Genomic DNA, 23,148 nt, shown 5'->3' on the forward strand with positions numbered 1-23,148 from the left:
CTCACCTTCCGAAATCGTTTGCGGGCGTGGGGTTCTCGATGACGGTTCCGACGCCGTGCTCGACGGCCTCGGTGATCTGGTCGAGGGCGGTGATGATGCTCCGGCGGCCGCCCGACCGCAGGAACCGGAGTGCCGCCTCGACCTTGGGGCCCATCGACCCTGACGCGAAGTGCCCGGCTGCGGCGTAGCCCTCGAGCTCGGCAACCGTGACGCGCTCGAGGGGGCGGGCGTCGGGGGTGCCCCATCCGACGACGGCGTGGGGCACGTCGGTGGCGATGACGAGCGCGTCGGCGTCGATGGCCCGGGCGAGCAGCGCTGCGGTGAGGTCCTTGTCGATGACGGCCTCGACGCCGTGCACGGTCGCAGCATCCGAGCGCACGACCGGCACGCCGCCGCCCCCTGCTGCCACGACGACGTAGCCGGCCTTCATCAGGGTGAGCAGCGTGTGGGCGTCGAGCACCTCCAGCGGCTCGGGCGAGGCGACCACCCGCCGCCAGCCCTTCTCGCCGCGGTCCTCCCAGATCTGTCCGAGTGCCATGAGGGGTTCCGCCTGCTCGCGCGGCAGGTAGCGTCCGACCGGTTTCGTCGGTGTCGTGAAGCCGGGGTCGTCGGCGTCCACGAGGGTCCGCGTGACGATGGCCGCGACGGGCCGCTCCACGCCGCGCCGGGCGAGCGACGCCTCGAGCGCGTCGAGCATGGTGAAGCCGATGGTGCCCTGCGTCTGGGCGCCGCACCAGTCGAGGGGCACGGGCGGCACGACGTGGGCGGCGAGCTCGTTCTTGACGAGGATGTTGCCGACCTGCGGGCCGTTCCCGTGGGTGATGGCGACGTCGTGGCCGGCGGCGACGAGGTCGGCCACGTGGGACATCGCCTTCTGGATCGCGTGCCGCTGCTCGTGCGGTGCGGCGCTCCCGCCGGGGCCGGTCATGGCGTTGCCGCCGAGTGCGACGAGCACTCTCATGGCACTCTCCTCGGTGTCGTTGCGGTGAGCCTAAGGAGCGAGTCGGGGTGGGCGCGTTGGCAGGTCCTGCCCAACCCGCGGTCGCCCGTTGGCACTTGTCGTATGCCGCTGAGCTCGCTCCTGCGGGCATGCCCGGTCCTGCTGAGCCCGCCCATCGAAGGAGAGGGGCCGCAGAAAGTGCACTCGACCGTGAGGGCGGCTTTCCACGCAGTTCGTGCGGACGGGTCAGAGGCGGCGGTAGCGGGCGAGGCGGGCAGCCGGCTCCTGGCCAGCGAGCGTGGCCAGCTCGTGCTGGATCGCCTGGCTCATCCGGAGGCAGAAGGCCTGGGGCTCGTCCGCGGCATCCGGGTGCTCGGCGACGATGCGGTCGATGATGCCGTCGGCGAGCAGGTCGAGGGAGCGGACCCGTTGCGCCGCGGCCAGCTCGCGGGCCAGCGCCATGCCGCGGCGCGCCACCCGGAGTCCCTTGAGACAGGGGCTCGTCGAGCGTCTGGCCACGGCGGTCCTGCCCGATCACGAGCAGGGCGCGCACGCCGGGCGGTGCGCGCGCCGGGATCGAACGATGGAGTCCCAGGCCGGGCTGGCGGCCAGGGACTCCGTCGGCACGTCTGGCACATCGGGCACGTCGGGCGGTCCCTCGCGGATGCCCATGAGCACGTTGAGGGCACGGTCGGCGGTCTCAGCGAGGGCCTCGACGGGCAGGATCGCGTCGATGGGACCGTGCTCGAAGACGCCGACGAACGCCGGGGTGCCCTCCTGCATCCGGGTCCCCCCCGAGGCGGGCGCCGCGAACACCGGCAGCTCCTCACGCAGGGCGCGTTCGAACGCGACGACGATGCGCTCCGCCGCGACGGCCCCGATCGACCCGGCGAGGAACCGGAACTCGCCCGCGATGAGGGCGACGCGTCGCCCGTGGATCCCGCCCTCGCCGGTGATGATCGCCTCGTCGCACCCGCTGCGCTCCCGAGCGGCAGCCAGCTCAGCGGCATACGGGCTGCCGTCGGGTGCGGGCCGCACGGGAGCGCTGTCCCAGCCGACCCACGTCGAGGACGGTGTCGAGCAGCTCGCGCGCCGCGAGCCGGCTGGGAGGGTCGCCCATCCGCGTCCGGCCGGGGGAGTGTCAGGCCTGGCCCCTGCTCGGCCTGGCCCCTTGGCGGAGTCTGCCGTCGAGTCAGGACGTCGAGTGCTCGAAGCGTCGGTCCGCCAGGTAGCCGAGCATCGCCAGGAGGACGACCTGGGCGCCGGTGATGACGGCGGCCCACAGGCCGATGGGAAGGTCGCTGACCGCTTCGTACTCGAAGACGCCCTCTCCGAGCAGCCCGATGCCGAAGACGATGAAGAGCAGGAGCACGGCGATCTGGACGCCCACTCCCAGCAGGTGGAGGGTCCGGTTGTCGAGCGCGAACAGGATCACCGCGCCGATCCCGTAGGCGACGGCGAGGGCGAGGTAGCCGCCGTAGGTCGTCGTGTCGGTCGCACCTGGCTCGAGCTCGGCGTTCCTGACGAGGAGCATGAGCACCACATAGAGGAGCGCGACGACTGCGCTCATGGCGGCCGCGACGGTGCGGACCGTCCTGCGCGTCCCGGCGCTCTTGGTGTGGACATCCACGCTGGCGTGACTGGCTCTCGTGATCACGTTCCACCCTCCTCGTTGAGGTCCTACAGCCCATCAAATCAGCCGTATGCGGGATCTCGCCATGCTCCAAATCAGCCAAATCGCTCAACTCGGCACGAGTTGAGGGGCTGGCCGTCCTGACGACGCTGGCGTCCTAGACGAGCTGGGGCGCGGCTTCGACCTCGTCGCGGCCGCCGGAGACGTGGCGGGGCCACCAGAACCGGTCGCCGAGCATGAGCGCGATGGCCGGCACGAGCAGCGTCCGGACGACGAGCGTGTCGAGGAGCACACCGACGCAGATGATCACGCCGACCTGGGCGAGGACGACGAGGGGGAGGACGCCGAGGACGGCGAACACGGCGGCGAGCAGGATGCCGGCACTCGTGATGACGCCACCGGTGGCGGCGAGGCCGCGGAGCATGCCGCGCCGTGCGCCGTGCTCGCGGGCCTCCTCCTTCGCGCGGCTGACGAGGAAGATGTTGTAGTCCACGCCGAGGGCGACGAGGAAGACGAAGGCGTAGAGCGGCGCGGTGTCGTCGAGCCGCTCGAAGCCGAAGACCTGCGTGAAGAGGACCCAGGAGATGCCGAGGCTCGCGACGTAGGTCGCCACGACGGTGGCGACGAGGATGACCGGTGCGACGACGGAGCGCAGCAGGAGCATGAGGACGAGCAGCACGAGGGCGAGGATGACCGGCAGGACGAGGCCGCGGTCCTCAGCGGCTGCCGTCGTGGTGTCGAGGGCCTGGGCCTCGGTCCCACCCACGTGGGTGCCGTCGAAGCCAGCGACCGCGTCGCGCAGGCTGACGACGCCCTGCCGCGCCTGGTCGGATGACGGTGCTCCGGCCAGCACCGCGTCGATCTGGGTCACGCCGTCGGCCTGGTTGCTCACGCGAGCCGAGGTCACTCCGGGGGCTCCGTCGACCGCGGCCAGGACGGCTTGCGCGTCGTCGGTCGTCACGACCCGCGCCGGGTCGGCGCTGCTGGCCGGGAACGACTCGGCCAGTCGCTCGGACGCTGCGATCGCCTCGGGCTTCTGGAGGAACTGGTCGGAGACCGACAGCCCGGTGTTGATGCCGAGCGCACCGACCGAGGCGATGAGCAGACCGGCCAGGGTGACGGCGACCACGGTCCTGGGCCGGGCTGCGACGACGTCGCCGATCCGCTTCCACAGCGTGCGGGTGTCGGCCAGCGCCGGCTCGCCGACGTGCGGGACGCGGGGCCAGAAGACCCAGCGCCCGAAGACGACGAGCGCAGCGGGCAGCACGATGAGGGCGAAGGCGGCGGCGATGACGATGCCGATGGCGGAGGCCAGGCCGAGGCCTCGGGTGGTCGGGAAGGCGGAGAGCAGCAGGGTGAGGACGCCGAGCACGACGGTCGACGCGCTGCTCACGACTGCCTCGGCCGTCCGGGCCACGGCCACGGCCATGGCTTCGCGCCGGTCGGGGTGGCGTCGGAGCTCGTCGCGGTAGCGGGAGATGAGCAGGAGGGCGTAGTCCGTGCCGGCGCCGAAGACGAGCACGGAGAGGATGCCGGTCGTCGACTCGTCCCCGGCCACGTCGAGCGCGCTCAGGGCGTGGGTGGCGGTGACCATCGCGACGCGGTCCGCCACGCCGATGACGGTCAGCGGGATGAGCCAGAGGATCGGGCTGCGGTAGGTGAGGACGAGCAGGGCCGCGACGATCGAGGCGGTCGTGAGGAGCAGCCGGGTGTTGGCCCCCTCGAAGACGCCCGCGAGATCTGCCTGCACGGCGGCCGGCCCGGTGACCTGGGCGGTCAGCCCATCGGGCAGGTCCGCCTTGACCGTGCCTCGGAGCTCCGTGATGAGCCGGGCGGAGTCGGGTCCGTTGTTCGCGTCGACCGGCACGACCACGATGGCGGACGTCCCGTCACTGCTGGGGACGACGGGGAGGTCCGCGCCGTTGGAGACCGCGGCTGCGCGCTCCTGGACGATGGCCCGGTCCTGCTCGGTCAGCGGTTCGCCGGTGCGGCTGAAGAGCACCACCGCGGTCGACCCCTCGGCGGCGGGGAGGCGCTCGCGCAGCGCGGCCGCGGCCGAGCTGTCCGACCCGACGGGCAGCGGGTCGGTGGGCTTGGCCTGCCGGGCGGGGTCGCCCGCGATGCCCGTGACGAAACCGGAGAGGAGGAGCACGCCGAGGGCGATGGCGCCCGCCCACCAACGGGCCGTGATCCGGCGGGCAATACGGTCTGCCAAGGTCGACATCGAGGACTCCGTGGATAGCATGGGGACGAACAGATCACTCGGTACCTTACTAAGTTGGTGAGCGATATGACAGCCGGGCCCTCGCCTTCGCCCGAGATGTCCTCCCGCGTGCCCGAGTGGCGATCCACTGGCACCCTGGCCGCCCTGCAGGAGCTGCTCGACGTGGCCGGGTCAGCCCCGGAGGCGGTCGCTCGTCGCGCCGGCATCTCCACCTCCGAGGTGCACTCGATGCGCCTGCTGTCCCAGTCGCCGATGGGCCCGGTCGAGCTGGCCCGCCACCTCGGCGTCACCTCCGCAGCATCGTCGGGCGTCGTCGACCGGCTGGTCGCCCACGGTCACGCGGAGCGACGGCCCCACCCGGCCGATGGCCGTCGGACCGTGGTCGTCGTCACCGAGCAGGGACGAGCCGCGGTCATCGGCTGGCTGCTGCCGATGTTCCAGGCGCTGGCCGCCCTCGACCAGTCGCTCAGCGAGGTGGAGAGAGCCGTCGTCGAGCGCTATCTCACGGGAGCCGTCGAGGCTCTGCGCTCCCTCCTCTAGGAAGTTCTGGCCGGATGCCGCTGGGCGCCGGCCCGTGCATCACCGGGTCGGGCTCGGGTGGCCCTCTCAGGCGCGCCGCGCAGGAGCACCTCCGGCCCGGTCACAGCCAGTCGCACTCCGCGGCCCGGGCCCCGGCGGCCAGCCGGGCATAGCCGGGCCCACGGTCGAAGAACGGCTGCGGATCCGCGTCACGTGCGGCGCGCAGCTCGGCGCGCAGCGCGTCGGACGCTGCCGCGTCGATGACGAGCGCGTCCTTGTCGCCGGACGCGACGACCCCGTAGTCCGCCCTCGCGCCCGCGAACGACACCTTGCCCCAGCGCAGGTCGCGCTCCACCTCGGCGTAGGGGCGTTCCAGGGGGTCGCCCCACCCGCCACCGCCGGTGGTGCGGATCCGGATGGTCTGGCCGGCCAGCACCGGCTCGTCGTTGGCCAGGGCGTCGACGACCCGCTCGGTCGGGCCACCCACGTCGACGGTCACCTCGAACGGACGCCCGGCCTTGCCGCCCTTGACCCCCCAGCACGCGAGGATGGAGCGGTCGGCGATGGACATGAAGCTCGCGTCGCGCAGCATCCGGATGTGCTTCTCGTAGCCGAGCCCGCCGCGATGGCGCCCGGCGCCCCCGGAGTCGACGGCCAGGCCCAGTCGCTCGACGACGAAGTGGAACCGGCTCTCGGTGAACTCCGTGGGCAGGTTGCGCGAGTCGGGGACGACGTGGATCGTGTCCTCACCGTCGGCGTAGTAGCGGCCGCCAGACCCGCCGCCGAGGACCTCGCGCATGAGGTAGTCGTTCCCGTCCCGGTCCTTGCCGTAGACGCCGGTGTAGCGGATCGTCTCCTGGTCCGCCGGCATGCGCCCGTCGACGGCCTTGGCCACGACGCCGGCCAGGACACCGAGCAGACGGAGGATGACGAAGGTGCGCGCGTTGGTCGGCGCGGGATAGATCGGGGTGAGGAGCGTTCCCTTCGGCGGGAACCGCATCTCGATGAGTGGGACGACTCCTTCGTTGACGTCGAGCTCGGCCATCCGCTCGGGGGTGTCGGCGAGGTTGCGCAGGATCGGCGCGAGCCACTTCTTGAGGAAGTTCCCGCCGACGTAGTCACCGCAGTGGTTGATCGGTCCCTTGGCCTGTGGGCCGGTCCCGGTGAAGTCGATGAGGATCTTCCCGCCGTCCTCGCTCGTCTTGGTCAGCGTGATCCGCTGGGTGTGCAGCTGGGGCTCGTCGACGCCGTCGTGCTCGGCGTAGTCCTCCCAGATGTACGTCCCGTCGGGGATCTTCGAGAGGATCTCGCGGCGGTAGGTCTCCGTCGTCTTGTCGAGGATCGCGTCGAACGCGGCCTCGACGGTCCCGCGGCCGTACCGCTCGAAGAGCTCCGAGAGCCGCCGCGCCCCCATGAGGCACGCCGAGCACTCGGCGTCGAGGTCCGCGGCGAGCGAGTCCGGCATCCGGGAGTTGCGGGTCATGATGCGCAGCGCAGCCTGGTTGGGGACGCCGGCGTCCCAGAGGCGGATCGGCGGGACCGACAGGCCCTCCTCGAAGACGCTGCGGGCGTTGGAGGGCATCGAGCCGGGCACGGCGCCGCCGATGTCGTCGTGGTGCCCGAACGCCTGGACGAAGGCGACGACCTCACCGCCCGAGAAGACGGGCACCGTGACACAGAGGTCGGGCAGGTGGCCGATGCCGCCCTCCGACTCGTAGACGTCGTTGTGGAAGAAGACGTCCCCCTCCCTCATCTCGTCGATCGGGAAGTCGCGGACGATCGGGTGCACGAGCGCGGAGTACGAGCGGCCGGTGAGCTTGCGCAGCTGCCGGTCGTGGATACCCGCGCGGAAGTCGTGCGCGTCGCGGATCATCGGGGAGCGCGACGTCCGCGAGATGGCCGTCTCGACCTCCATCTCGACGCTGGCGAGGGTGCCCTCGACGATCTCGACGAGGATCGGGTCGACCGGGGTCCCCGCCGGGGTCAGGCGGTTGCCGTGCTCATAGGACGTCGGCAGCCCGGCCGGGTTCACGGACTCCGGCCGTATGCCGCTGGGCTGGCTTCCGCTGGAGGCCGCCCCGTCCTGGGGGGCGAGCTTGGTGACGGCGGCCTGGCAGGAGAGACACATGGTCAGGCTCCTCTGGTGATGACGAGGTTGCCGAGCGAGTCGACACGGACCCTGAAGCCGGGGTGGACCGGGACGGTCGAGCCGAACTCCTCGATGATGGCCGGACCCTCGATCGTGTCGCCGGCGCGCAGGTCTGGCCGCCACCACACCCCGGTGTCGACGTAGCCCTCGGCGGCATCGAAACAGACGGGGCGGCGGCTCTTGAGGGCGCGGCCCTCGAGCGCGGGCTCACCTGCAGCCGAGCGGATCTCGCGCAGCTCGGGCCGGGTGATCGGGCCGATCCCAGTGACGCGGAGGTTGACCCACTCGACCTGCTGGGTGGGGTCGTGACGGAAGTCGTAACCGTACGTCGCGCGGTGCGCAGCGTGGAAGCGGGAGGCGACGTCAGCGGCATACGGCTCGTCGATCGTGCCGGCCGGGGCTGGCACGCGTACCTCGTAGGCCTGACCGAAGTACCGCAGGTCGACGGTTCGCGTGTAGCGGTGCGCGTCGCGAGGGAAGCCCTCAGCGTCAAGGGCGTTGGCAGCGCGAACGGTGAGCTCGTCGAACGTCTTCTGCACGGCGGCGTGGTCGAGGTTCGCGTGGCGGGCCACGGCGGTCTGGACGTAGTCGTTCTTGACGTCCACGGTGAGCAGGCCGAACGCGGAGACGTTGCCCGGGTTCTGGGGGACGACGGCACCGGCGAGGCCGAGGATGTCGACGAGGCGGCAGGCGAGGAGCGAGCCGGAGCCGCCGAAGGTCGTGAGCATGAAGTCACGCACGTCGAGGCCGCGCTTGACGCTGACCTGCCGCAACGCGTTGGCCTGGTTCCACGCGGAGATCTCGAGGATGCCGGTCGCGCACTGCTCGACGTCGAGCCCCAGGCGCGTGGCCAGTGCCTCGACCCCTGCGCGGGCTGCGTCGACCTCCAGGGGGATCTCGCCGCCGAGCAGGTGCGGCGGGATGCGACCGAGGACGACGTGAGCGTCCGTGATCGTCGGCTCCGTGCCGCCCTTGGCGTAGCAGAGGGGCCCGGGCTCGGCGCCGGCTGACTGGGGGCCCACCTTGAGCGTGCCCTCGGGGGAGATCCACGCGATGGAGCCGCCACCGGCGCCGACGGTGACGACGTCGATCATCGGGATCTTGCTCGGGTAGGCGCCCACGGTGCCCTCGGTCGTCAGGGTCGGCTCGCCGTCGAGGACCACCGAGACGTCGGTGGACGTGCCCCCGCCGTCGCACGTGAGGACCTTGCTGAAGCCGGCCTCCCTGGCGATGAGGCCCGCCCCGAGGGCGCCCGCCGCCGGACCGGACAGGACGGTGGTGATCGGCTGGTTGACCACCTCGTCGGCCGAGAGCACCCCGCCATTGCTCTTCATGACATGGAACGCGATGGGGGATCCGCCTGTGAACTGGTCCAGTCGCTGGTGGATGTTGGCGACGTAGCGGGACACGCTGGGCTTGACCGCCGCGTCGACGAGCGTCGTCATCGACCGCTCGTACTCGCGATACTCCCGCAGCACCTCGGAGCTGATCGACACGACGGCCTCGGGATGCTCGCGGCGCAGGACCTCGCGCATCGCCCGCTCGTGGCTGTCGTTGGCGTACGAGTGCAGGAAGCAGACGCCGATCGTCCCGATGCCCCGGTCGCGGAACCAGCAGGCCGCCGCGACGGCGCTCGCCTCGTCGAACGGCCGGATCTCGGTGCCCTCGAAGTCGACCCGTCCTCCCACGGTCCGGACGTGGTCGGCGGCGACGATGCGGGGCGGCTTGACCCAGAAGTAGGAGTTCCCGTAGCCGTCGGGCACCGCCTGGCGCGCGATCTCGAGGATGAACTCGTAGCCCTCGGTCGTGATGAACCCCAGCCGCTCGACCTTGCCCTCGAGGAGCCGGTTCGTCGCGACCGTGGTGCCGTGCGAGACCGCTGAGACGTCCTCGCCGGTCGCGCCCATCATCCCGAGCACCTTGCGCAGGCCGGTGATGAAGCCGTCGGCCGGGTTGCTGGGGGTGGACGGTGTCTTCGTCGTGACCAGCTCGCCGGACGACTCGTCGAGCGCGACGACATCGGTGAACGTACCCCCGGTGTCGATGCCGACCCTGATCCGTCGCGACGTCATGAGAAGGATTCAACAGTCGGTACGCGGGGGATGCGTTGGCACATCCTGCCAATGGAGACCGGAGGTGCCGTCAACCCCCACCACGCCGGTCCCGTGCTCGCCGGAGCCGCAGGCCACCACACCGCCTCACGTCCGTCGCGGGAGCCGAGGCTCCTACGCTGGGCTCGTCAGCACCAGCAAGGAGGACGCGTGGCTCGTCATGTTCTCGTCGTCGACGACGAGGCCCAGATCCGAACCGTGCTCCGGGCCTATCTCGAGGCGGATGGCTTCGTCGTCTCGGAGGCCGGCACCGGCGGCGAGGCCTTGCGCCAGATGACCACGGCCAACGGCCAGCGCCCCGACCTCGCGCTCCTCGACGTGGGGCTACCGGACCTGGATGGTCTCGAGGTGCTGCGCAGGGTCCGGGCGCAGTCGGACCTCTTCGTCATCCTCGTGACCGCCCGGTCCGAGGAGGTCGACAAGCTGGTCGGCCTCGGGATCGGGGCCGATGACTACATCACCAAGCCCTTCAGCCCCCGTGAGGTCGTCGCCCGGGTGAAGACCGTCCTGCGCCGCAGGCATGAGGCCGGGGCCCCAGACGTGGGCCCGGACGTGGACCCGGCGACGGTGGCCAACATCCTGCGCTTCGAGGGCCTGACCATCGACGAGGACCGGCGCGAGGTGACGACCGCCTCCGATCCCGTCACCCTCTCGACCCTCGAGTTCGACCTGCTGGTGGCATTCGCGGAGGCGCCTGGGCGAGTCTTCTCCAGGGCCCAGCTGCTGGAGAAGGTCTGGGGCTACGACTTCTACGGCGACGAGAGAGTGATCGACGTGCACATCCGCAGCCTGCGCAAGGCACTTGCCGACGACGCATCCTCCCCGCGGGTCATCGGCACGGTTCGGGGGGTCGGCTACAAGTTCCTCCTCGAGCGGCAGGGGCCGGCACGATGAACCGTCTCGCCGTCCGACTGGTCCTGTCCCACGTGCTGGTCGCGGTCATCGGCGCCGCGGCCACGTACGTCATCGTCCGGGAGATCGCACCGCCGTTCTTCGACGAGAACATGCGCACGAGCGGGATGGGTGCGGCCGGGCACGGCCAGGGGCAGGCGGCCGGCACCTTCCGGACAGAGTTCGTCGACGCGGTCAACCAGGCGCTCATCATCGGGGCTCTGGTGGGTGCCGTCGCCGCAGCGCTCTTCGGTGTCTTCGCTGCTCGCCGCGTCATCCGTCCGCTCGGCACCGTGCGTGCGGCCACGCGCCAGATGGCCCGGGGCCGGTATGACGTGCCCGTCCCGGTTCCCCACGAGACCGAGCTCGCCGAGCTCGCCACGGACGTCAACACCCTGGGTCGGGGCCTGGCGGACACCGAGGCGCGTCGGGTTCGGCTCCTCGGCGAGGTGGGGCACGAGATGCGCACACCCCTCACCGTGATCGACGGCTACGTCGAGGGGATGATCGACGGCGTCCTGCCGTCCACCCCGGAGCAGCTCGGCAACGTGAGCGAGGAGGTGCGTCGCCTGCGTCGCCTGTCGGAGGACCTCTCGATGCTGTCCAGGGCCGAGGAGGGGCGACTGGGCCTGTCTCGCCAGCAGGTCGACGTGGCGTCGGTGGTGCGGGCCGCCGCCGAGCGGCTGCGGCCCCAGGCCGAGGACTCGGGACTGTCCCTCGTCGTCGACGTCGGTGCTGTGGAGCTGAGGGCGCTCGCGGACCCGGACCGCCTTGCCCGGGTCGTCACCAACCTCGTGGGCAATGCGATCCGGGCCACTGGCCCCGGAGGCGAGCTCCACGTGGCCTGTCGGCGCGAGGGCGACGTGGCAGTGGTCGAGGTGACCGACAACGGGGAGGGGCTGGAGGAGGGAGAGCTCGAGAGGGTCTTCGAGCGCTTCTACCGCGTTTCGGGCCGCCGGGTCGGCGAGCACGACACGGGGTCAGGCATCGGGCTCACCATCGCGCGCGGCATCGTCCGTGAGCACGGCGGCGACCTGACGGCGTCCTCGGCCGGGGCTGGTCACGGTGCCACGTTCATCGCTCGCCTGCCCTTGGCGGGGTAGGCCTTGCCCCGAGCACGAGGTGCTCGGGGCAATCTGGCCGCTCTCGATCAGCTTTGGTCGTCGTCGGCCATGGGGCAGTCACCCGTCCCCGGGCCCGCCCCGGGACCCATTCGGCCGCTCTGGCCCGTGCCGGCTCCGGGGCCCATCCGTGAGCCGTCAGCACGGTCCGTCATTCCGCCCATCTGCCCGTTGCCCTGTCGACCGCCCAGCCAGCCGCCACCGGACCCGACGGCAGGCAGCTCGCCTGCGGCTGCCGCCTCGAACGCGGCCAGGTGCTGCTCGGAGGCCGTCCCGAGCCGGGTGAAGAGAGTCTTCGCGGTGTCGTCCTTCGTGCCCGCGGCGATCTTCTTCAGGTCGGCGACGTCACGCTTCTCGAGGGCGATCCCGACGTCGTAGGCCGAGTCGAGGGACGCGTTGCCCTGCGCCAGCCAGCCGTCGTAGAGCTTCTGCAGCTCCGGGTAGGCGTACGTGCCGGCCGCCTTGCCGGCCGACGGGTCGCTCACCCCGTAGCGAGTCAGGAGGGCGCCCACGGCGTCGAAGTGCCGCTGCTCGCTCAGCTTGATGTGGCTGAACGGGACGGCCTGGTCATACGTGGCGGCCAGTGCCGTGTAGAGGTCGCGGGCCATCCGCTCCTCCTCCCGGGTGAACTGCAGGTCCTTCGCCACGGTGGCGTCGACCGACGTGGCCGTCGCGACGCTCGTCGCGGCGGCTTCGGGCGCGCTGCCCAATGCCTGGGCGACGCCTTGCACCCCGGCGGCCGTCACGAGCATCGCGCCCGCTGCCGCCATTGCCCTGGTCTTCCATGTCCTCGACATGAGATCCTCCTCGAATCGTCCTGCGGACCCGCTTCCCGGGCTTCTGCTTCGAGTCAACGGCGCCGGGATGAAGCGTCGGGGCGCGCCCGTGTGAAGCCTTCGTGAAGGCGGCACCGCGGGGTGGGCACCGGGCCGGCCCAGCGGCATACGGCATCGCCGGGAAGCTCGCGGAATAGATACCCCGGGGGGTATGCGTTAGCATTCCTGACAAGCGACTCACCATCGTCCAAGGAGCTTTCATGCGGTTCACCCAGTACTACCTCGACTGCCTCTCCCAGGCGTCCTACCTCGTCGCCGATGACACGACCGGCCAAGCCGTCATCGTCGACCCGCGCCGCGACGTCGCCGAGTACCTGGCGGACGCACGTGAGCACGGACTGTCCATCGTCGGGATCATCAACACCCACTTCCACGCCGACTTCCTCTCCGGGCACCTCGAGCTCGCCCGGGAGACGGGCGCGTGGATCGGCTACGGCGCCGCGGCGCAGGCCGAGTTCGAGATCCGTCCGCTCGAGGACGGCGAGCGGATCAGCCTCGGCGACGTCACGCTCGAGATCATGTCGACCCCCGGGCACACTCCCGAGTCGATCAGCGTCCTCGTCCACGAGCACGCCGACGACGAGGTCGCCTATGGCGTCCTGACCGGCGACGCCCTCTTCATCGGCGATGTCGGCCGCCCCGACCTGCTCGCGTCCGTGGGAGTCACCGCCGAGGAGCTCGGCCGGATGCTCTACGGCTCGGTCCAGAACAAGCTCATGGGCCTGCCCGACGAGGTCCGCGTCTTCCCCGCCCACGGTGCCGGGTCCGCATGTGGCAAGAACCTCTCGACGGAGAAGCAGTCCACCATCGGCGAGCAGCGCCGGTTCAACTACGCCTGCCAGCCGATGAGCGAGGAGGCGTTCCTCGACGTGGTCACCGAGGGCCAGTCCGCGGCGCCCGCCTACTTCGTCTACAACGCGACGCTCAACAAGGCCGAGCGCTCCGTCCGCGACACCGACGCGACGATCCCGCCGCTCACCGACGAGCAGGTCGACGCGGCGCTCGCCGCCGGCGCGATCCTCGTCGACGCCCGCGACCAGCAGGAGTTCGCCGCCGGGCACCTCAAGGGATCCATCAGCATCCCCACCGACGGCCGCCTCGCCGAGACGGTCGGCACCGTCCTCGACCCGACGCAGCAGTTCGTCATCCTGGCCTCGGACGAGGAGGCCCAGGAGACCGCGGTCCGCTTCCACCGGATCGGCTTCGACCAGGTCCTCGGCCACGTCGCCGACCCGGAGCGCTACCTGCTCGCCCGGGAGGAGCGGGTCGAGCGTTCGAGCCGCCTGACCGTCACGCAGGTCGAGGAGATCTGCGAGGTCGACGACGTCCAGCTGATCGACATCCGCAACGTCGGCGAGCTCGCGGGCGGCACCATCCCCGGCGCGGTCCACCTGCCGCTGGCCGAGCTGCCCGGCCGCATCGACGAGCTGGACCCGCAGCGGCCGGTCGTCCTCTACTGCGCGGGCGGCTGGCGGAGCAACGTCGGGGCGAGCCTGCTGCGCGCCAGGGGGTTCACGGACGTCTCCGACGTCGTGGGCGGCTACAACGCCTGGGCGCTGACGCACGCGCTGGCCTCCTGACAGAACGGGAGGCCACCCACGTCAGGTGGGCACCCGGTGAGCTCAGCGGCATACGACATCCCGTATGCCGCTGGGCTGGCTCATCGTCGAGTGTGCACTTCCTGCCGCCGCCCGGCTGGGAGGCCCGATCGACTCTTGACTCCGGACAACTCTGGCGCTGGACGAGGAGATGAGGGTCATTCGTGAGTTGCTCCGGCGGTTCGACGAGGGGTCGGGCTGATCCGCGGGTGGCGGCTCAGCCGTCGTTGCCGCGCCGCGCCGGGTCGTGCCAGAACGAGCTCGACGCCGGGCGCTCCAGCTCGTCCCGGTGGCCGCGGATGAGGTCGAGGTTGCGGTCCCTCAGGTGGTCGAAGCCCTGGCCGACGCTCGAGCCGGGGGTGAGCGACGCGAGTGCCTCGGCCGGGTCCAGCCGCGCGGAGATCCAGCTCTCGTGGCTCGCCGCCCTGGCGACGACGTGCCCGATCGGGGTCACGATGTGGGAGTTGCCGAAGTAGAGGACCCCGGCCGGGTCGATCCCGGTCGCGTTGGCGCCGATGACGTAGACGTGGTTGTCGTAGGCGCGGGCTCGGGAGGTGAGGTCCCAGATGTCGGCCGAGCGCAGCAGGGCCGAGGGCCGGCAGATGACCTCCGCGCCCTGGACCGCCTGGATCCGCGACAGCTCGGGGTAGTCGCCGTCGAAGCAGATGATCATCCCGATCCGGCCCAGGTCGGTGTCGCACACGGTCACGGACGAGCCGGGCGTCACCCAGCCGCCCCCGTCGACCGCCTCGGTGCAGAACGGGTGCGTCTTGCGGTAGACCCCGAGCAGGTCGCCCGCCGGGTCGATGAGCACCGACGCGTTGTGGACGATCCCGCGCTCCAGCCCTCGCTCGTACGTGCCGATGCACACGTGCGCGCCGGTGTCCCGGGCGACCTGCTGGATCGGCTCGATCATCGCTCCGGGGAGCTCCGTCACGAGATCCCAGAGCTCCTCCGTGGAGCAGCCCGGGGTGAACCCGGTGGTCGCCGACTCGGGGAGCACGACGAGCTCGGCGCCCGTGGCATCGACGCACCGGCGGGTGAAGTCGACGCACCGGTCGAGGTTGTCGCTGATCGACTCCTTCGTCAGCGGTCCCGGAGCGGGGGCGACCTGGATCGCAGCAGCGATGAACGCGCGCATCTCATCCCCTCCCGATGGCCCAGCCGATGAGGACGCCGACGAACGCGATCCCCGCGCCGGTGAACGTGCCCAGGACGAAGTCCTTGATCCGGGTCGACTCGGCGCTCGTCGTCGACTTCCCCGCATAGACCGCCCCAGCAGGCCGTATGCCGCTGGGCTCGGCCCCGCTCGGTGCGCCGGCTCCCGGCGGGGTGGGCTCCCCGGCACCCGCTCCCGCAGCAGCACCCGAGCCAAGCGCGGCCGCGGCGGGGAACTGGGCACGGAGCTCGGGAGGGACCCCGGCGATCTCGGCGTCGAGGGCGGCGAAGAACTGGCCGGCCATCTTCTTCGTCACCCCCGACAGCATGCGCTGGCCGACGCCGCCGATCGGGCCGCCGACGGTCGCGTCGGCGTCGTAGCTGACCAGGGTGCCGCCGTCCTCGCTCTGGGCGACCCGGACGTCCACATCGGCGGCGACGGTGCCCGGGGCTCCCGACCCCGATGCCTTCATCGTGAACGACTCGGGGTGCTGCGGATTGAGCAGACGAACCTCGCCGTCGTACGTGCCCTTGATGGCCGCGACGCCCGCGCTGACCGTCATCGCGTAGTGGTTGGGCCCCACCTCGACGAGGCGCTGGCAGCCGGGGAGCGCTCGGGCGAGGACGGCTGGGTCGTGGATGGCGTCCCAGACGTGCAGCGGGTCGGCGGAGAGGGAGGCGGTGCCGGTGATCTTCATTCTGACGGCTCCTGCGTCGAAGGGTCGGTCGTCGGGTCGTTCGTCGCCGCTGCGTCCGTCGGCTCTGCGTCCGTCGAGTGTGCAGCTCGTGCCCGCCGGAGCGACGGCAGCTCCCCAGCCGCGTGCCGGCGCCGCAGCTCCCAGAGGTCGTTGGGCGAGATCGGCATCCGGGTGATGGGGAAGCCCTCCGCGTCCTCGATGGCGGAGGCGATGACGGCTGACACGGGGATGCAGCCGGCCTCACCGGCGCCCTTGATCCCCAAGGGGTTCAGCGGAGACGGGGTCTCGAGGTGGTCGGTCTCGATCTCCGGGACCTCGGACGCGTACGGCATGAGGAAGTCCATGAAGGAGGCGTTGAGCAGCTGGCCGGACGAGTCGTAGTCCATCCGCTCGTAGAGCGCCCCGCCGACGCCCTGGGCGACCCCGCCGTGGACCTGGCCCTCGACGATCATCGGGTTGATCATCGGGCCGCAGTCGTGGACGACGCAGTAGCGCAGGATCCGGATCTCAGCCGTGACCGGGTCGGTCTCGACGATCGCGGCGTGCATCCCGTTGGCGAAGGTCGCCTGGGTGGGGGAGTAGAAGTCCTTGCCCTCGAGGCCGGGCTCGTCGTCGTCGGCGACGGGTGGCTTGTCGGGGTCGAAGGTCCCGGCGAACTGGGTCGCCGCCTGCGCGGCCTCGTCGAACGCGTAGCGGAGCGGGTTGGACAGGACGGAGACCGTGCCGAGGGACATCGCGGTCCCGGGCGCGCCCCTGACGCTGACCGTCCCGTCGGCGATGTCGAGGTCGTCGACGGACACCTCGAGGGCGTCGGCCGCGATCCGCAGCGCCTTGGCCCGGACGTTGCGCGCTGCGAGGGCGATGGCGTTGCCCGACATGACCGCGGCACGAGAGGCGAACGTCCCGACGGCGTAGGGCATTCGGCGCGTGTCACCGGTCGTCACGTGGACGTCCTCGATGCGCACGCCCAGCTCCTGGGCGACGATCTGGGCGAAGACCGTCTCGTGCCCCTGCCCCTGGGAGGTCAGACCGGTCGACACGTTGACCCGGCCGGAGGTCTCGACCTGGACATGGCCACCCTCGTACGGTCCCACGCCGGTTCCCTCGACGTAGCAGCCGATCCCGAGCCCGACCGTGCGACCCTCAGCCTCCGCGGCGGCGCGGTACTCGCTGAAGTCGTCCCAGCCGACGAGCTTCTTCAGCTTGTGCAAACTGGCCGGGAAGTCGCCGGAGTCGTACTTGAGGGGCCGGCCGTCCTGGAAGAGCAGGCCGTGGTCGTAGGGCATCTCGGACGGCTGGATGAAGTTGCGCGACCGGACCTCCGCCCGGTCGAGCCCGAGCTGTTCGGCGATCGCGTCCATGACGCGCTCCATCGCGAAGACCCCCTGCGGCCGCCCGGCGCCGCGGTAGGGGGTGACGATCACGGTGTTGGTGTAGAGCGACCAGAACTCGACCCGGTACGCGCCCGGCTTGTAGGGGCCGAGCAGCTGGGTCGAGGTGATGATCGGGACGATGATCCCGTAGGGCGTGTAGGCGCCGTTGTCGTGCCAGAACCTCACGTCGAGCCCGAGCACCCGCCCTTCGTCGTCGAAGCCCACGGTCACCTCGTGCAGCTGTCCGCGCTCGTGCGCCGAGGAGACGAAGTGCTCCCGCCGGTCCTCGGTCCACTTGACCGGCTGCCCCAGCAGTCGGGCGGTCCACGCGACGAGGGCCTCCTCGGGCCAGGGGTGCATGATCTTGACCCCGAACCCCCCGCCGACGTCCGGCGCGATGCACTCGACCTTGGCGAGCGGCAGGCCGAGCCGGGCCGCGACGGCCGCGCGCACCCCGGTCGAGGTCTGGGTCGAGGAGTACATCCGCAGCTCGCCGCGCTCGTCGTCCCAGCGGGCGTAGACGCCCTTGCCCTCCAACGGCATCGACGCGCTCCGCTCGATGGCGAGGTCGAGCGTCAGCGTGTGCGGGGCCGCGACCAGCGCCGCCTCCACGTCCCCGACCTCCTGCGTCAGGTGCGCAGCGATGTTGCCGGGCACGTCCTCGTGGACGAGGTGCTCGCCGGCGCGGGCCGTCTCGATGCCGACGACGACGGGCAGCTGCTCGTAGGTGACGCGGATCCGCTGGCAGGCGTCCTCGGCCACATAGCGGTTCCGCGCGACGACCATGACGACGGCCTCGCCGACGTGGTTGACCTCGTCCCGGGCCAGGGCGTGCGCCGTCCGGCCGTGGGTCAGACTCGGGTGGGGGATGAGCAGGGGGAGCGGCTCGGCCATCGGGCCGGTGAGGTCCTCATGGACGTAGATGCCCGCGACCCCCTCGACGTCGATCGCGTCGGCCACGTCGACGTCGACGATCCGCGCGTGGGCGTGGGGGCTGCGCACGAACGCCGCCTCGAGCGCGTCGTGCCCCAGGTCGTCGAGGAAGCGCCCGTTTCCCGTGACGAGCCGCGGGTCCTCGCGACGCCGGACCGGCGCGCCGAACATCTGGGTCGTCACGCTGAGCCCTCCTCAGCCACAACAGAACTGGTCGTATGCCGCTGAGCCGGCTCAGCGGCATACGGCACCTTCCGCTCCTCCCGGAGCTCGGCGGCACGCAGGACGCTCTTGACGATGTTCTGGTACCCGGTGCAGCGGCAGAGGTTGCCCGAGATCGCGTCGCGGGCCTCGGCGGCGGTGGGGGAGGGGTGCTCGTCGAGGTAGGCGGTGACCGTCGTGACGAAGCCCGGCGTGCAGAAGCCGCACTGCAGGCCGTGGCACTCGATGAAGGCCTGCTGGACCGGGCTCATCGACTCCTCGGTGCCGAGCCCCTCGATGGTCGTGATGGCGTGGTCCTGGGCGGACACGGCGAACATCAGGCACGAGCGCGCCGGCTCCCCGTCGACGAGGACGGTGCAGGCGCCGCACACGCCGTGCTCGCAGCCGACGTGGGTGCCGGTCAGCTTGAGGTCGTGGCGCAGGAAGTCGGAGAGCAACCGGCGGGCGGGGACGGTCGCCGTGTGGGTGACCCCGTTGACGACGACGGTGACCGTGACCTCCTCGGCCCCACCCGTCGAGTGTGCACTTCCTGCCGCCCGAGCCCCCGTCGAGTGTGCACTTCCTGCCCGTGGGGTCGGCACCTTCTGCACACTCGACGAGGGGGCCGGACGACCAGCCCTCGTCGAGTGTGCACTTCGTGCCGCCTCGGCCAGCGCCCTCCTGGTCAGCTCGGCCACGAGGATCCGCCGGTACTCGGACGTGGCGTGGATGTCCGACTCCGGCTCCACGTGGCCACGCACGGCCTCCACGACGGAGTCCAGCGCGGCATCCCAGGCGCCGGACCCCGGCTCCACCCCGCCGAGCACCGCCTCGAGGTCCACCACCGAAGGCACGTCGGTGACGGAGACGAAGGAGGCTCGGGCCCCCGACACGGTCCCGTCGGTGAGCGTCACCGCGACCCCCACCCCGGCCAGCGCGTAGTCACCGGACCGGCGCGCCGACTCGAGGAACGCCGTCCCCGTCCCTTCGACGAAGCAGCCGAACCGCACCGCGACGGCGAGCTCGTCGGGGCCGCAGGACGTCTCGAGGGCGCCCCGGAAGAACTCCTCCCACGGCACCTCCCGGGCGCCCCGAGGCCCGACGGTCTCGACGACGCCGTCGGTCAGGGCCAGGATCGCGGGCAGCTCGCCGGCCGCGTCGGCATGGACGATCGAGCCGACGGTGGTGCCACGGTTGCGGATCGCCGGGTGCGCGACGTTGCGCAGGGCCTGGCGCAGGACGGGCTGGGCGAGGCGGGCAGCCTCGGACCGCTCGAGCGCACGCTGCCGGACCAGGGCCTCGACCCGCACCCAGCCGCCCTGGACGGTGATGTCCGAGAGGCCGTCGATGCGGTTGATGTCGATGAGGTGTCCGGGCGAGGCCAGGCGCATGTTGAGGATCGGGATGAGGCTCTGGCCCCCGGCGAGGACCTTGCCGTCGTGGCCGACGTGACCGAGGACCGCGACGGCTTCCTCGACGGAGCGGGGTGCGTGGTGCACGAAGGCGGCGGGCTTCACCGAACCGATCCTGCCTTCCCGACCCGTGGCGCACCAGAGGGTCTCTGCGAGTGTCGCCTCGTGGTCTCAGCGGCGCGGGTCGGGTCGCTCGTCGCGCTGGTAGAGGTCGTCGACTCCGTCGGCGTCGCCGTACGTGCCCTCCTCCTCGCCGAGCGAGATCATCGTGCCGCCTGCCGCGTCCGCTCGGGCCCGCAGCTCCGACGGGGCGATGACCCGGGCAAGGTGCCAGCCGGCGATCGCGACGATCGTGCCGAGCGCGATCCCGCCGAGGGTGAACTCGTCACTGAACTTCAGCTCGACGTTGCCGACGCCCATGATGATCCCGGCCGCGACGGGCACGAGGTTGATGGGGTTGCCGAAGTCGACGCCGTTCTCCTTCCAGATCTTGGCGCCGAGCAGGCCGATCATGCCGTAGAGCACGACGGTGATGCCGCCGAGGACCCCACCGGGCACCGCCGCCACCAGGGCACCGAACTTCGGTGAGAGGCCGAAGAGGATGGCCACGATCGCAGCCACGTAGTACGCAGCGGTCGAGTACACCCTCGTCGCCGCCATGACCCCGATGTTCTCGGCATACGTGGTCGTCGGGGAGCCGCCGACCGAGGACGCCAGGGCGGTGCCGAAACCGTCAGCCGCGATGGCCCGGCCCATGTAGGGGTCGAGGTCGTGGCCGGTCATCTCGGCGACGGCCTTGACGTGGCCGGTGTTCTCGGCGATGAGCGCGATGACCGCGGGCAGGACGAGCAGGATCGCGGCGACGGAGAAGCTCGGGGTGTGCCAACCGACGACCTCCTTGCCGTCCTGCGCGACCATCGTCTGCGCCGGGAAGCCGAACCAGGACTCGCTCGAGACGCGTTCGAAGTTGGTCCGGAAGTGCGAGGTCACCTTGCCGGCGCCGGCGTCGAACGAGGTGATCTGGCCGAAGCCCTTGTCGAAGAGCCAGGAAAGGACGGTGCCGAAGATCAGCGCGAGGAAGACGGCGATGCGGGAGATGAACCCCCGGAACGCCACGGCGCAGACGATGGTGAAGGTCATGACGAGCACGGCGATCCACTGGTCCTGGGGCCAGTAGATGCCGGCGACGACGGGGGCGAGGTTGAAGCCGATGAGCATGACGACCGCACCGGTGACGACGGGAGGCAGCACCCGGTGCAGCACGCCGGAGCCCATGAAGTGGATCAGGAGCCCGACGAGCGCCAGGACGATGCCGGCGACGAGGATCGCGCCGGTCACCTGGGTCGAGTCGCCGCCCTGCGCCCGGATCGCCGCGACGCCACCGACGAAGCTGGCCGATGTGCCGAGGTAGCTCGGCACCTTGCCGCTGACGATGAGCAGGAAGCAGATCGTCGCGATGCCGCTCATCATGATCGCGAGCTGCGGGTTGAGGCCCATGATGAGCGGGAAGACGAAGGTCGCCCCGAACATCGCGACGACGTGTTGGGCGCCGAGCCCGATCGTCTTGCCCCACGAGAGGCGTTCGTCAGGAGCGACGACGTCGTCGGGGCCCATCGTCTTGCCGTCCCCGTGCAGTTTCCAGCCCAGAGCCATCGAAACTCCTCAGCGATTTTGCGGCCGGTCACCCTCGTGTGACCCGACTCACTCCCAACGGCGGGATGGGCGAAAACTACTCCGGTTCAAGGGGAAGGGGTTCGGCATTTGCTGATAACGAGTTGGTCCCGTTACGTGTGAAAGGTGCCGTACCGCCTGGGTGCCGGCGAAGGCGGTGCCGTATGCCGCTGAGCTCGGTCCCAGCCGAACGCCCGTTCCCAGCCCCCCGCCCTCCCCGATCGAAAGAGCAGTTTGTCCCCCTTGGGCGCGGCCGTGACCTGGTCGCGGCCCGGGACAAACTGCTCTTTCGATCGGGGTCAGAGGCCGCGCATCTGGTGGACCTTGAGGGCGAGGGCCAGGGTGAGCCGCAGCTCGGGGTCGGAGGTGAACGGGCCGAGCATCTTCTCGAGCTTGCCGATGCGGTAGCGCAGCGTGTTGTAGTGGAAGAAGAGCAGCCGCGCGGTCTCGGCGACGTTCATGTTCGTGTCGATGAGGATGCTGAGCGTCTGGCGGAGGTCGGCGTACTCCGGCTGGTCGTCCGTGGCGAGCTCGCGCAGCGTCTCACGGACGAAGCGGCGCAGGGCGGCCCCGTCCGGGATGAGGGCGAGGAGCCGGTAGATGCCGAGCCCGTCGACGTGCGCGAGGGCGCCGTCACCCTGCATCTGGCGGCCCACGGTGACGGCGGACAGGGCCTCGTCGTAGGCCTGGGGCAGCTGCGCGGGAGACGTGATCGTCCGCGACACACCGGTCGAGAAGCTGCGGCGTCCCCCGCCGCCGTCGCCGCGGACGATCCGGACGAGTTCTCCCACGACGCGCATGACCCGCTCGGTGTCGCCGGACTCGCCCACGGCGACGAGCACCACGACCTCGCGGCTGAAACCCACCACGGGGGTGCTCGGGTCGCGGACGCCCACGGCGTGCGTCCAGGCCCTGGCGAACCGCTGCTGGAGGAACCGGATCTCGTCGCGTTCCCGCTCGGTCTGGTCGTCGTCCTCGTCGGTCTCGGCCACCACCACGACCATCGGCCGGTCGATGTCCCAGCCGAGCGATGACGCGTGGGCGATGGCGTCGATCGGGGTCCCGGCCCGGCCGGACAGCGCGTCCCGGAGGAACTCGGCGCGGTACTTGCTCTCGACGGCGGCGACGGCCTGGTCCTTGGTGATGGCCAGGGCGGCCACGGTGGCGGCTCGTTCGAGGAGTCGCACGTCGTCCTCGGTGAGGGTGCGCCGGCTGGAGAAGGCGACGATGACGCCGTGGTCGAGCTGGCCCGCGATGATCCGCACGGCGGCCCGGTCGGAGTCGGTGCCGGCGTCGCGTGCTCCCATCGACTCGGACTCCACGAGGAAGCGTCCGGACCGGTCGAAGCAGGGGAGCGCCACCGCCCGGGCGAGCTCGTCGGCAGCCCCGGCCCGGGCGATGACCCGTCCGTCGGTCGTCGTCACCATGGCGACCGCACCGCCTGTCGCGTCGAGGAAGGACACGACGCGTTCGCAGAGCTCGTCGAGGGTGCCGCCGGCGAGGACGATCTGCACCAGAGCCCGGTCGGCGTCCTCGAGGCGGCGCAGGGCGAGCGTCTGACGCTCGAGCTGCGCCTTGACGGAAGCGAGCTCGGAGGCCGATTCCGCTGTCAAGTCACCCTCGATGAGGACGAGATCGTTGGCAACATTCACCATGAGCGCACCCTAGCCTGCCTCGGTA

Annotated in this window: 18 protein-coding genes; 4 read left to right on the forward strand and 14 right to left on the reverse strand. The window is 71.1% G+C overall.

Going from position 1 to position 23,148, the window contains the following annotated elements:
- Position 1: 1 nt before the first annotated feature.
- The 5 genes from INTCA_RS05375 to INTCA_RS05395 form a co-directional block, all read right to left on the reverse strand.
- Positions 2-961 (reverse strand): carbamate kinase, encoded by a 960-nt coding sequence (locus INTCA_RS05375; RefSeq protein ID WP_013491910.1) that lies wholly within the window; start codon positions 959-961, stop codon positions 2-4.
- A gap of 225 nt (positions 962-1,186) precedes the next feature.
- Positions 1,187-1,459 carry a hypothetical protein gene (locus tag INTCA_RS19795; RefSeq protein ID WP_174411511.1) on the reverse strand — a complete coding sequence of 91 codons (273 nt, stop codon included), beginning with the start codon at positions 1,457-1,459 and terminating at the stop codon, positions 1,187-1,189.
- Positions 1,460-1,474: 15 nt separating this feature from the next.
- Entirely contained in the window at positions 1,475-1,978 is a 504-nt protein-coding gene (locus INTCA_RS20560; protein ID WP_041307292.1) for a carboxyl transferase domain-containing protein, read from the reverse strand.
- A gap of 154 nt (positions 1,979-2,132) precedes the next feature.
- On the reverse strand, positions 2,133-2,597 hold the full coding sequence (locus tag INTCA_RS05390; RefSeq protein WP_013491911.1) for a hypothetical protein: 465 nt from the start codon (positions 2,595-2,597) through the stop codon (positions 2,133-2,135).
- 133 nt (positions 2,598-2,730) lie between these two features.
- Positions 2,731-4,797 (reverse strand): MMPL family transporter, encoded by a 2,067-nt coding sequence (locus INTCA_RS05395; RefSeq protein WP_013491912.1) that lies wholly within the window; start codon positions 4,795-4,797, stop codon positions 2,731-2,733.
- 66 nt (positions 4,798-4,863) lie between these two features.
- Here INTCA_RS05395 and INTCA_RS05400 point away from each other — a divergent pair, with 66 nt between their 5' ends.
- Positions 4,864-5,337: a MarR family winged helix-turn-helix transcriptional regulator gene (locus INTCA_RS05400; RefSeq protein ID WP_244859873.1), complete on the forward strand. Its 474-nt coding sequence runs from the start codon at positions 4,864-4,866 to the stop codon at positions 5,335-5,337.
- A gap of 100 nt (positions 5,338-5,437) precedes the next feature.
- Here INTCA_RS05400 and INTCA_RS05405 read toward each other — a convergent pair whose 3' ends face one another.
- Positions 5,438-7,444, reverse strand: coding sequence for a hydantoinase B/oxoprolinase family protein (locus tag INTCA_RS05405; RefSeq protein ID WP_013491914.1), 2,007 nt, complete (start codon positions 7,442-7,444; stop codon positions 5,438-5,440).
- 2 nt (positions 7,445-7,446) lie between these two features.
- Positions 7,447-9,537, reverse strand: a complete 2,091-nt coding sequence (locus tag INTCA_RS05410; protein WP_013491915.1) for a hydantoinase/oxoprolinase family protein — start codon at positions 9,535-9,537, stop codon at positions 7,447-7,449.
- A 189-nt stretch (positions 9,538-9,726) separates the two neighbouring features.
- On the opposite strand from INTCA_RS05410, the gene INTCA_RS05415 reads away from it, so the two are divergent.
- Complete coding sequence (locus tag INTCA_RS05415; RefSeq protein WP_013491916.1) at positions 9,727-10,470, forward strand: response regulator transcription factor; 744 nt, start codon at positions 9,727-9,729, stop codon at positions 10,468-10,470.
- Complete coding sequence (locus INTCA_RS05420) at positions 10,467-11,570, forward strand: sensor histidine kinase (RefSeq protein WP_013491917.1); 1,104 nt, start codon at positions 10,467-10,469, stop codon at positions 11,568-11,570. The genes INTCA_RS05415 and INTCA_RS05420 overlap by 4 nt, the downstream gene beginning before the upstream one ends.
- 47 nt (positions 11,571-11,617) lie before the next feature.
- Here the strand turns inward: INTCA_RS05420 and INTCA_RS18570 are convergent, their stop codons facing one another.
- On the reverse strand, positions 11,618-12,385 hold the full coding sequence (locus tag INTCA_RS18570; RefSeq protein ID WP_013491918.1) for a ferritin-like domain-containing protein: 768 nt from the start codon (positions 12,383-12,385) through the stop codon (positions 11,618-11,620).
- A gap of 239 nt (positions 12,386-12,624) precedes the next feature.
- On the opposite strand from INTCA_RS18570, the gene INTCA_RS05430 reads away from it, so the two are divergent.
- Positions 12,625-14,004, forward strand: a complete 1,380-nt coding sequence (locus INTCA_RS05430) for an MBL fold metallo-hydrolase (RefSeq protein ID WP_013491919.1) — start codon at positions 12,625-12,627, stop codon at positions 14,002-14,004.
- Positions 14,005-14,239: 235 nt separating this feature from the next.
- On the opposite strand, the gene INTCA_RS05435 is transcribed toward INTCA_RS05430, so the two are convergent.
- The 6 genes from INTCA_RS05435 to INTCA_RS05465 form a co-directional block, all read right to left on the reverse strand.
- Positions 14,240-15,163: a carbon-nitrogen hydrolase family protein gene (locus tag INTCA_RS05435; RefSeq protein WP_013491920.1), complete on the reverse strand. Its 924-nt coding sequence runs from the start codon at positions 15,161-15,163 to the stop codon at positions 14,240-14,242.
- A gap of 1 nt (position 15,164) precedes the next feature.
- Positions 15,165-15,878 (reverse strand): SRPBCC family protein, encoded by a 714-nt coding sequence (locus INTCA_RS05440; protein ID WP_013491921.1) that lies wholly within the window; start codon positions 15,876-15,878, stop codon positions 15,165-15,167.
- Positions 15,875-18,367 carry an aerobic carbon-monoxide dehydrogenase large subunit gene (gene cutA / locus INTCA_RS05445; protein ID WP_013491922.1) on the reverse strand — a complete coding sequence of 831 codons (2,493 nt, stop codon included), beginning with the start codon at positions 18,365-18,367 and terminating at the stop codon, positions 15,875-15,877. The genes INTCA_RS05440 and cutA overlap by 4 nt, the downstream gene beginning before the upstream one ends.
- The gene (locus tag INTCA_RS20565; RefSeq protein ID WP_013491923.1) at positions 18,364-19,902 is read right to left on the reverse strand and encodes an FAD binding domain-containing protein; all 1,539 of its coding nucleotides are present in this window, start codon (positions 19,900-19,902) and stop codon (positions 18,364-18,366) included. The genes cutA and INTCA_RS20565 overlap by 4 nt, the downstream gene beginning before the upstream one ends.
- A gap of 66 nt (positions 19,903-19,968) precedes the next feature.
- Positions 19,969-21,450 (reverse strand): uracil-xanthine permease family protein, encoded by a 1,482-nt coding sequence (locus tag INTCA_RS05460; RefSeq protein ID WP_013491924.1) that lies wholly within the window; start codon positions 21,448-21,450, stop codon positions 19,969-19,971.
- Positions 21,451-21,767: 317 nt separating this feature from the next.
- Positions 21,768-23,123 carry a PucR family transcriptional regulator gene (locus tag INTCA_RS05465; protein WP_013491925.1) on the reverse strand — a complete coding sequence of 452 codons (1,356 nt, stop codon included), beginning with the start codon at positions 23,121-23,123 and terminating at the stop codon, positions 21,768-21,770.
- Positions 23,124-23,148 lie beyond the last annotated feature (25 nt).

It is taken from the genome of Intrasporangium calvum DSM 43043 (assembly GCF_000184685.1).
Lineage (GTDB): Bacteria > Actinomycetota > Actinomycetes > Actinomycetales > Dermatophilaceae > Intrasporangium > Intrasporangium calvum.

Bases quoted from the DNA above. Each gene is read 5' to 3' on its own strand.
- INTCA_RS05375 (WP_013491910.1), bottom strand. From the start codon at position 961: ATGAGAGTGCTCGTCGCACTCGGCGGCAACGCCATGACCGGCCCCGGC.
- INTCA_RS05395 (WP_013491912.1), bottom strand. From the start codon at position 4,797: ATGTCGACCTTGGCAGACCGTATTGCCCGCCGGATCACGGCCCGTTGG.
- INTCA_RS05400 (WP_244859873.1), top strand. From the start codon at position 4,864: ATGACAGCCGGGCCCTCGCCTTCGCCCGAGATGTCCTCCCGCGTGCCC.
- INTCA_RS05405 (WP_013491914.1), bottom strand. From the start codon at position 7,444: ATGTGTCTCTCCTGCCAGGCCGCCGTCACCAAGCTCGCCCCCCAGGAC.
- INTCA_RS05410 (WP_013491915.1), bottom strand. From the start codon at position 9,537: ATGACGTCGCGACGGATCAGGGTCGGCATCGACACCGGGGGTACGTTC.
- INTCA_RS05420 (WP_013491917.1), top strand. From the start codon at position 10,467: ATGAACCGTCTCGCCGTCCGACTGGTCCTGTCCCACGTGCTGGTCGCG.
- INTCA_RS18570 (WP_013491918.1), bottom strand. From the start codon at position 12,385: ATGTCGAGGACATGGAAGACCAGGGCAATGGCGGCAGCGGGCGCGATG.
- INTCA_RS05430 (WP_013491919.1), top strand. From the start codon at position 12,625: ATGCGGTTCACCCAGTACTACCTCGACTGCCTCTCCCAGGCGTCCTAC.
- INTCA_RS05435 (WP_013491920.1), bottom strand. From the start codon at position 15,163: ATGCGCGCGTTCATCGCTGCTGCGATCCAGGTCGCCCCCGCTCCGGGA.
- INTCA_RS05440 (WP_013491921.1), bottom strand. From the start codon at position 15,878: ATGAAGATCACCGGCACCGCCTCCCTCTCCGCCGACCCGCTGCACGTC.
- INTCA_RS05460 (WP_013491924.1), bottom strand. From the start codon at position 21,450: ATGGCTCTGGGCTGGAAACTGCACGGGGACGGCAAGACGATGGGCCCC.
- INTCA_RS05465 (WP_013491925.1), bottom strand. From the start codon at position 23,123: ATGGTGAATGTTGCCAACGATCTCGTCCTCATCGAGGGTGACTTGACA.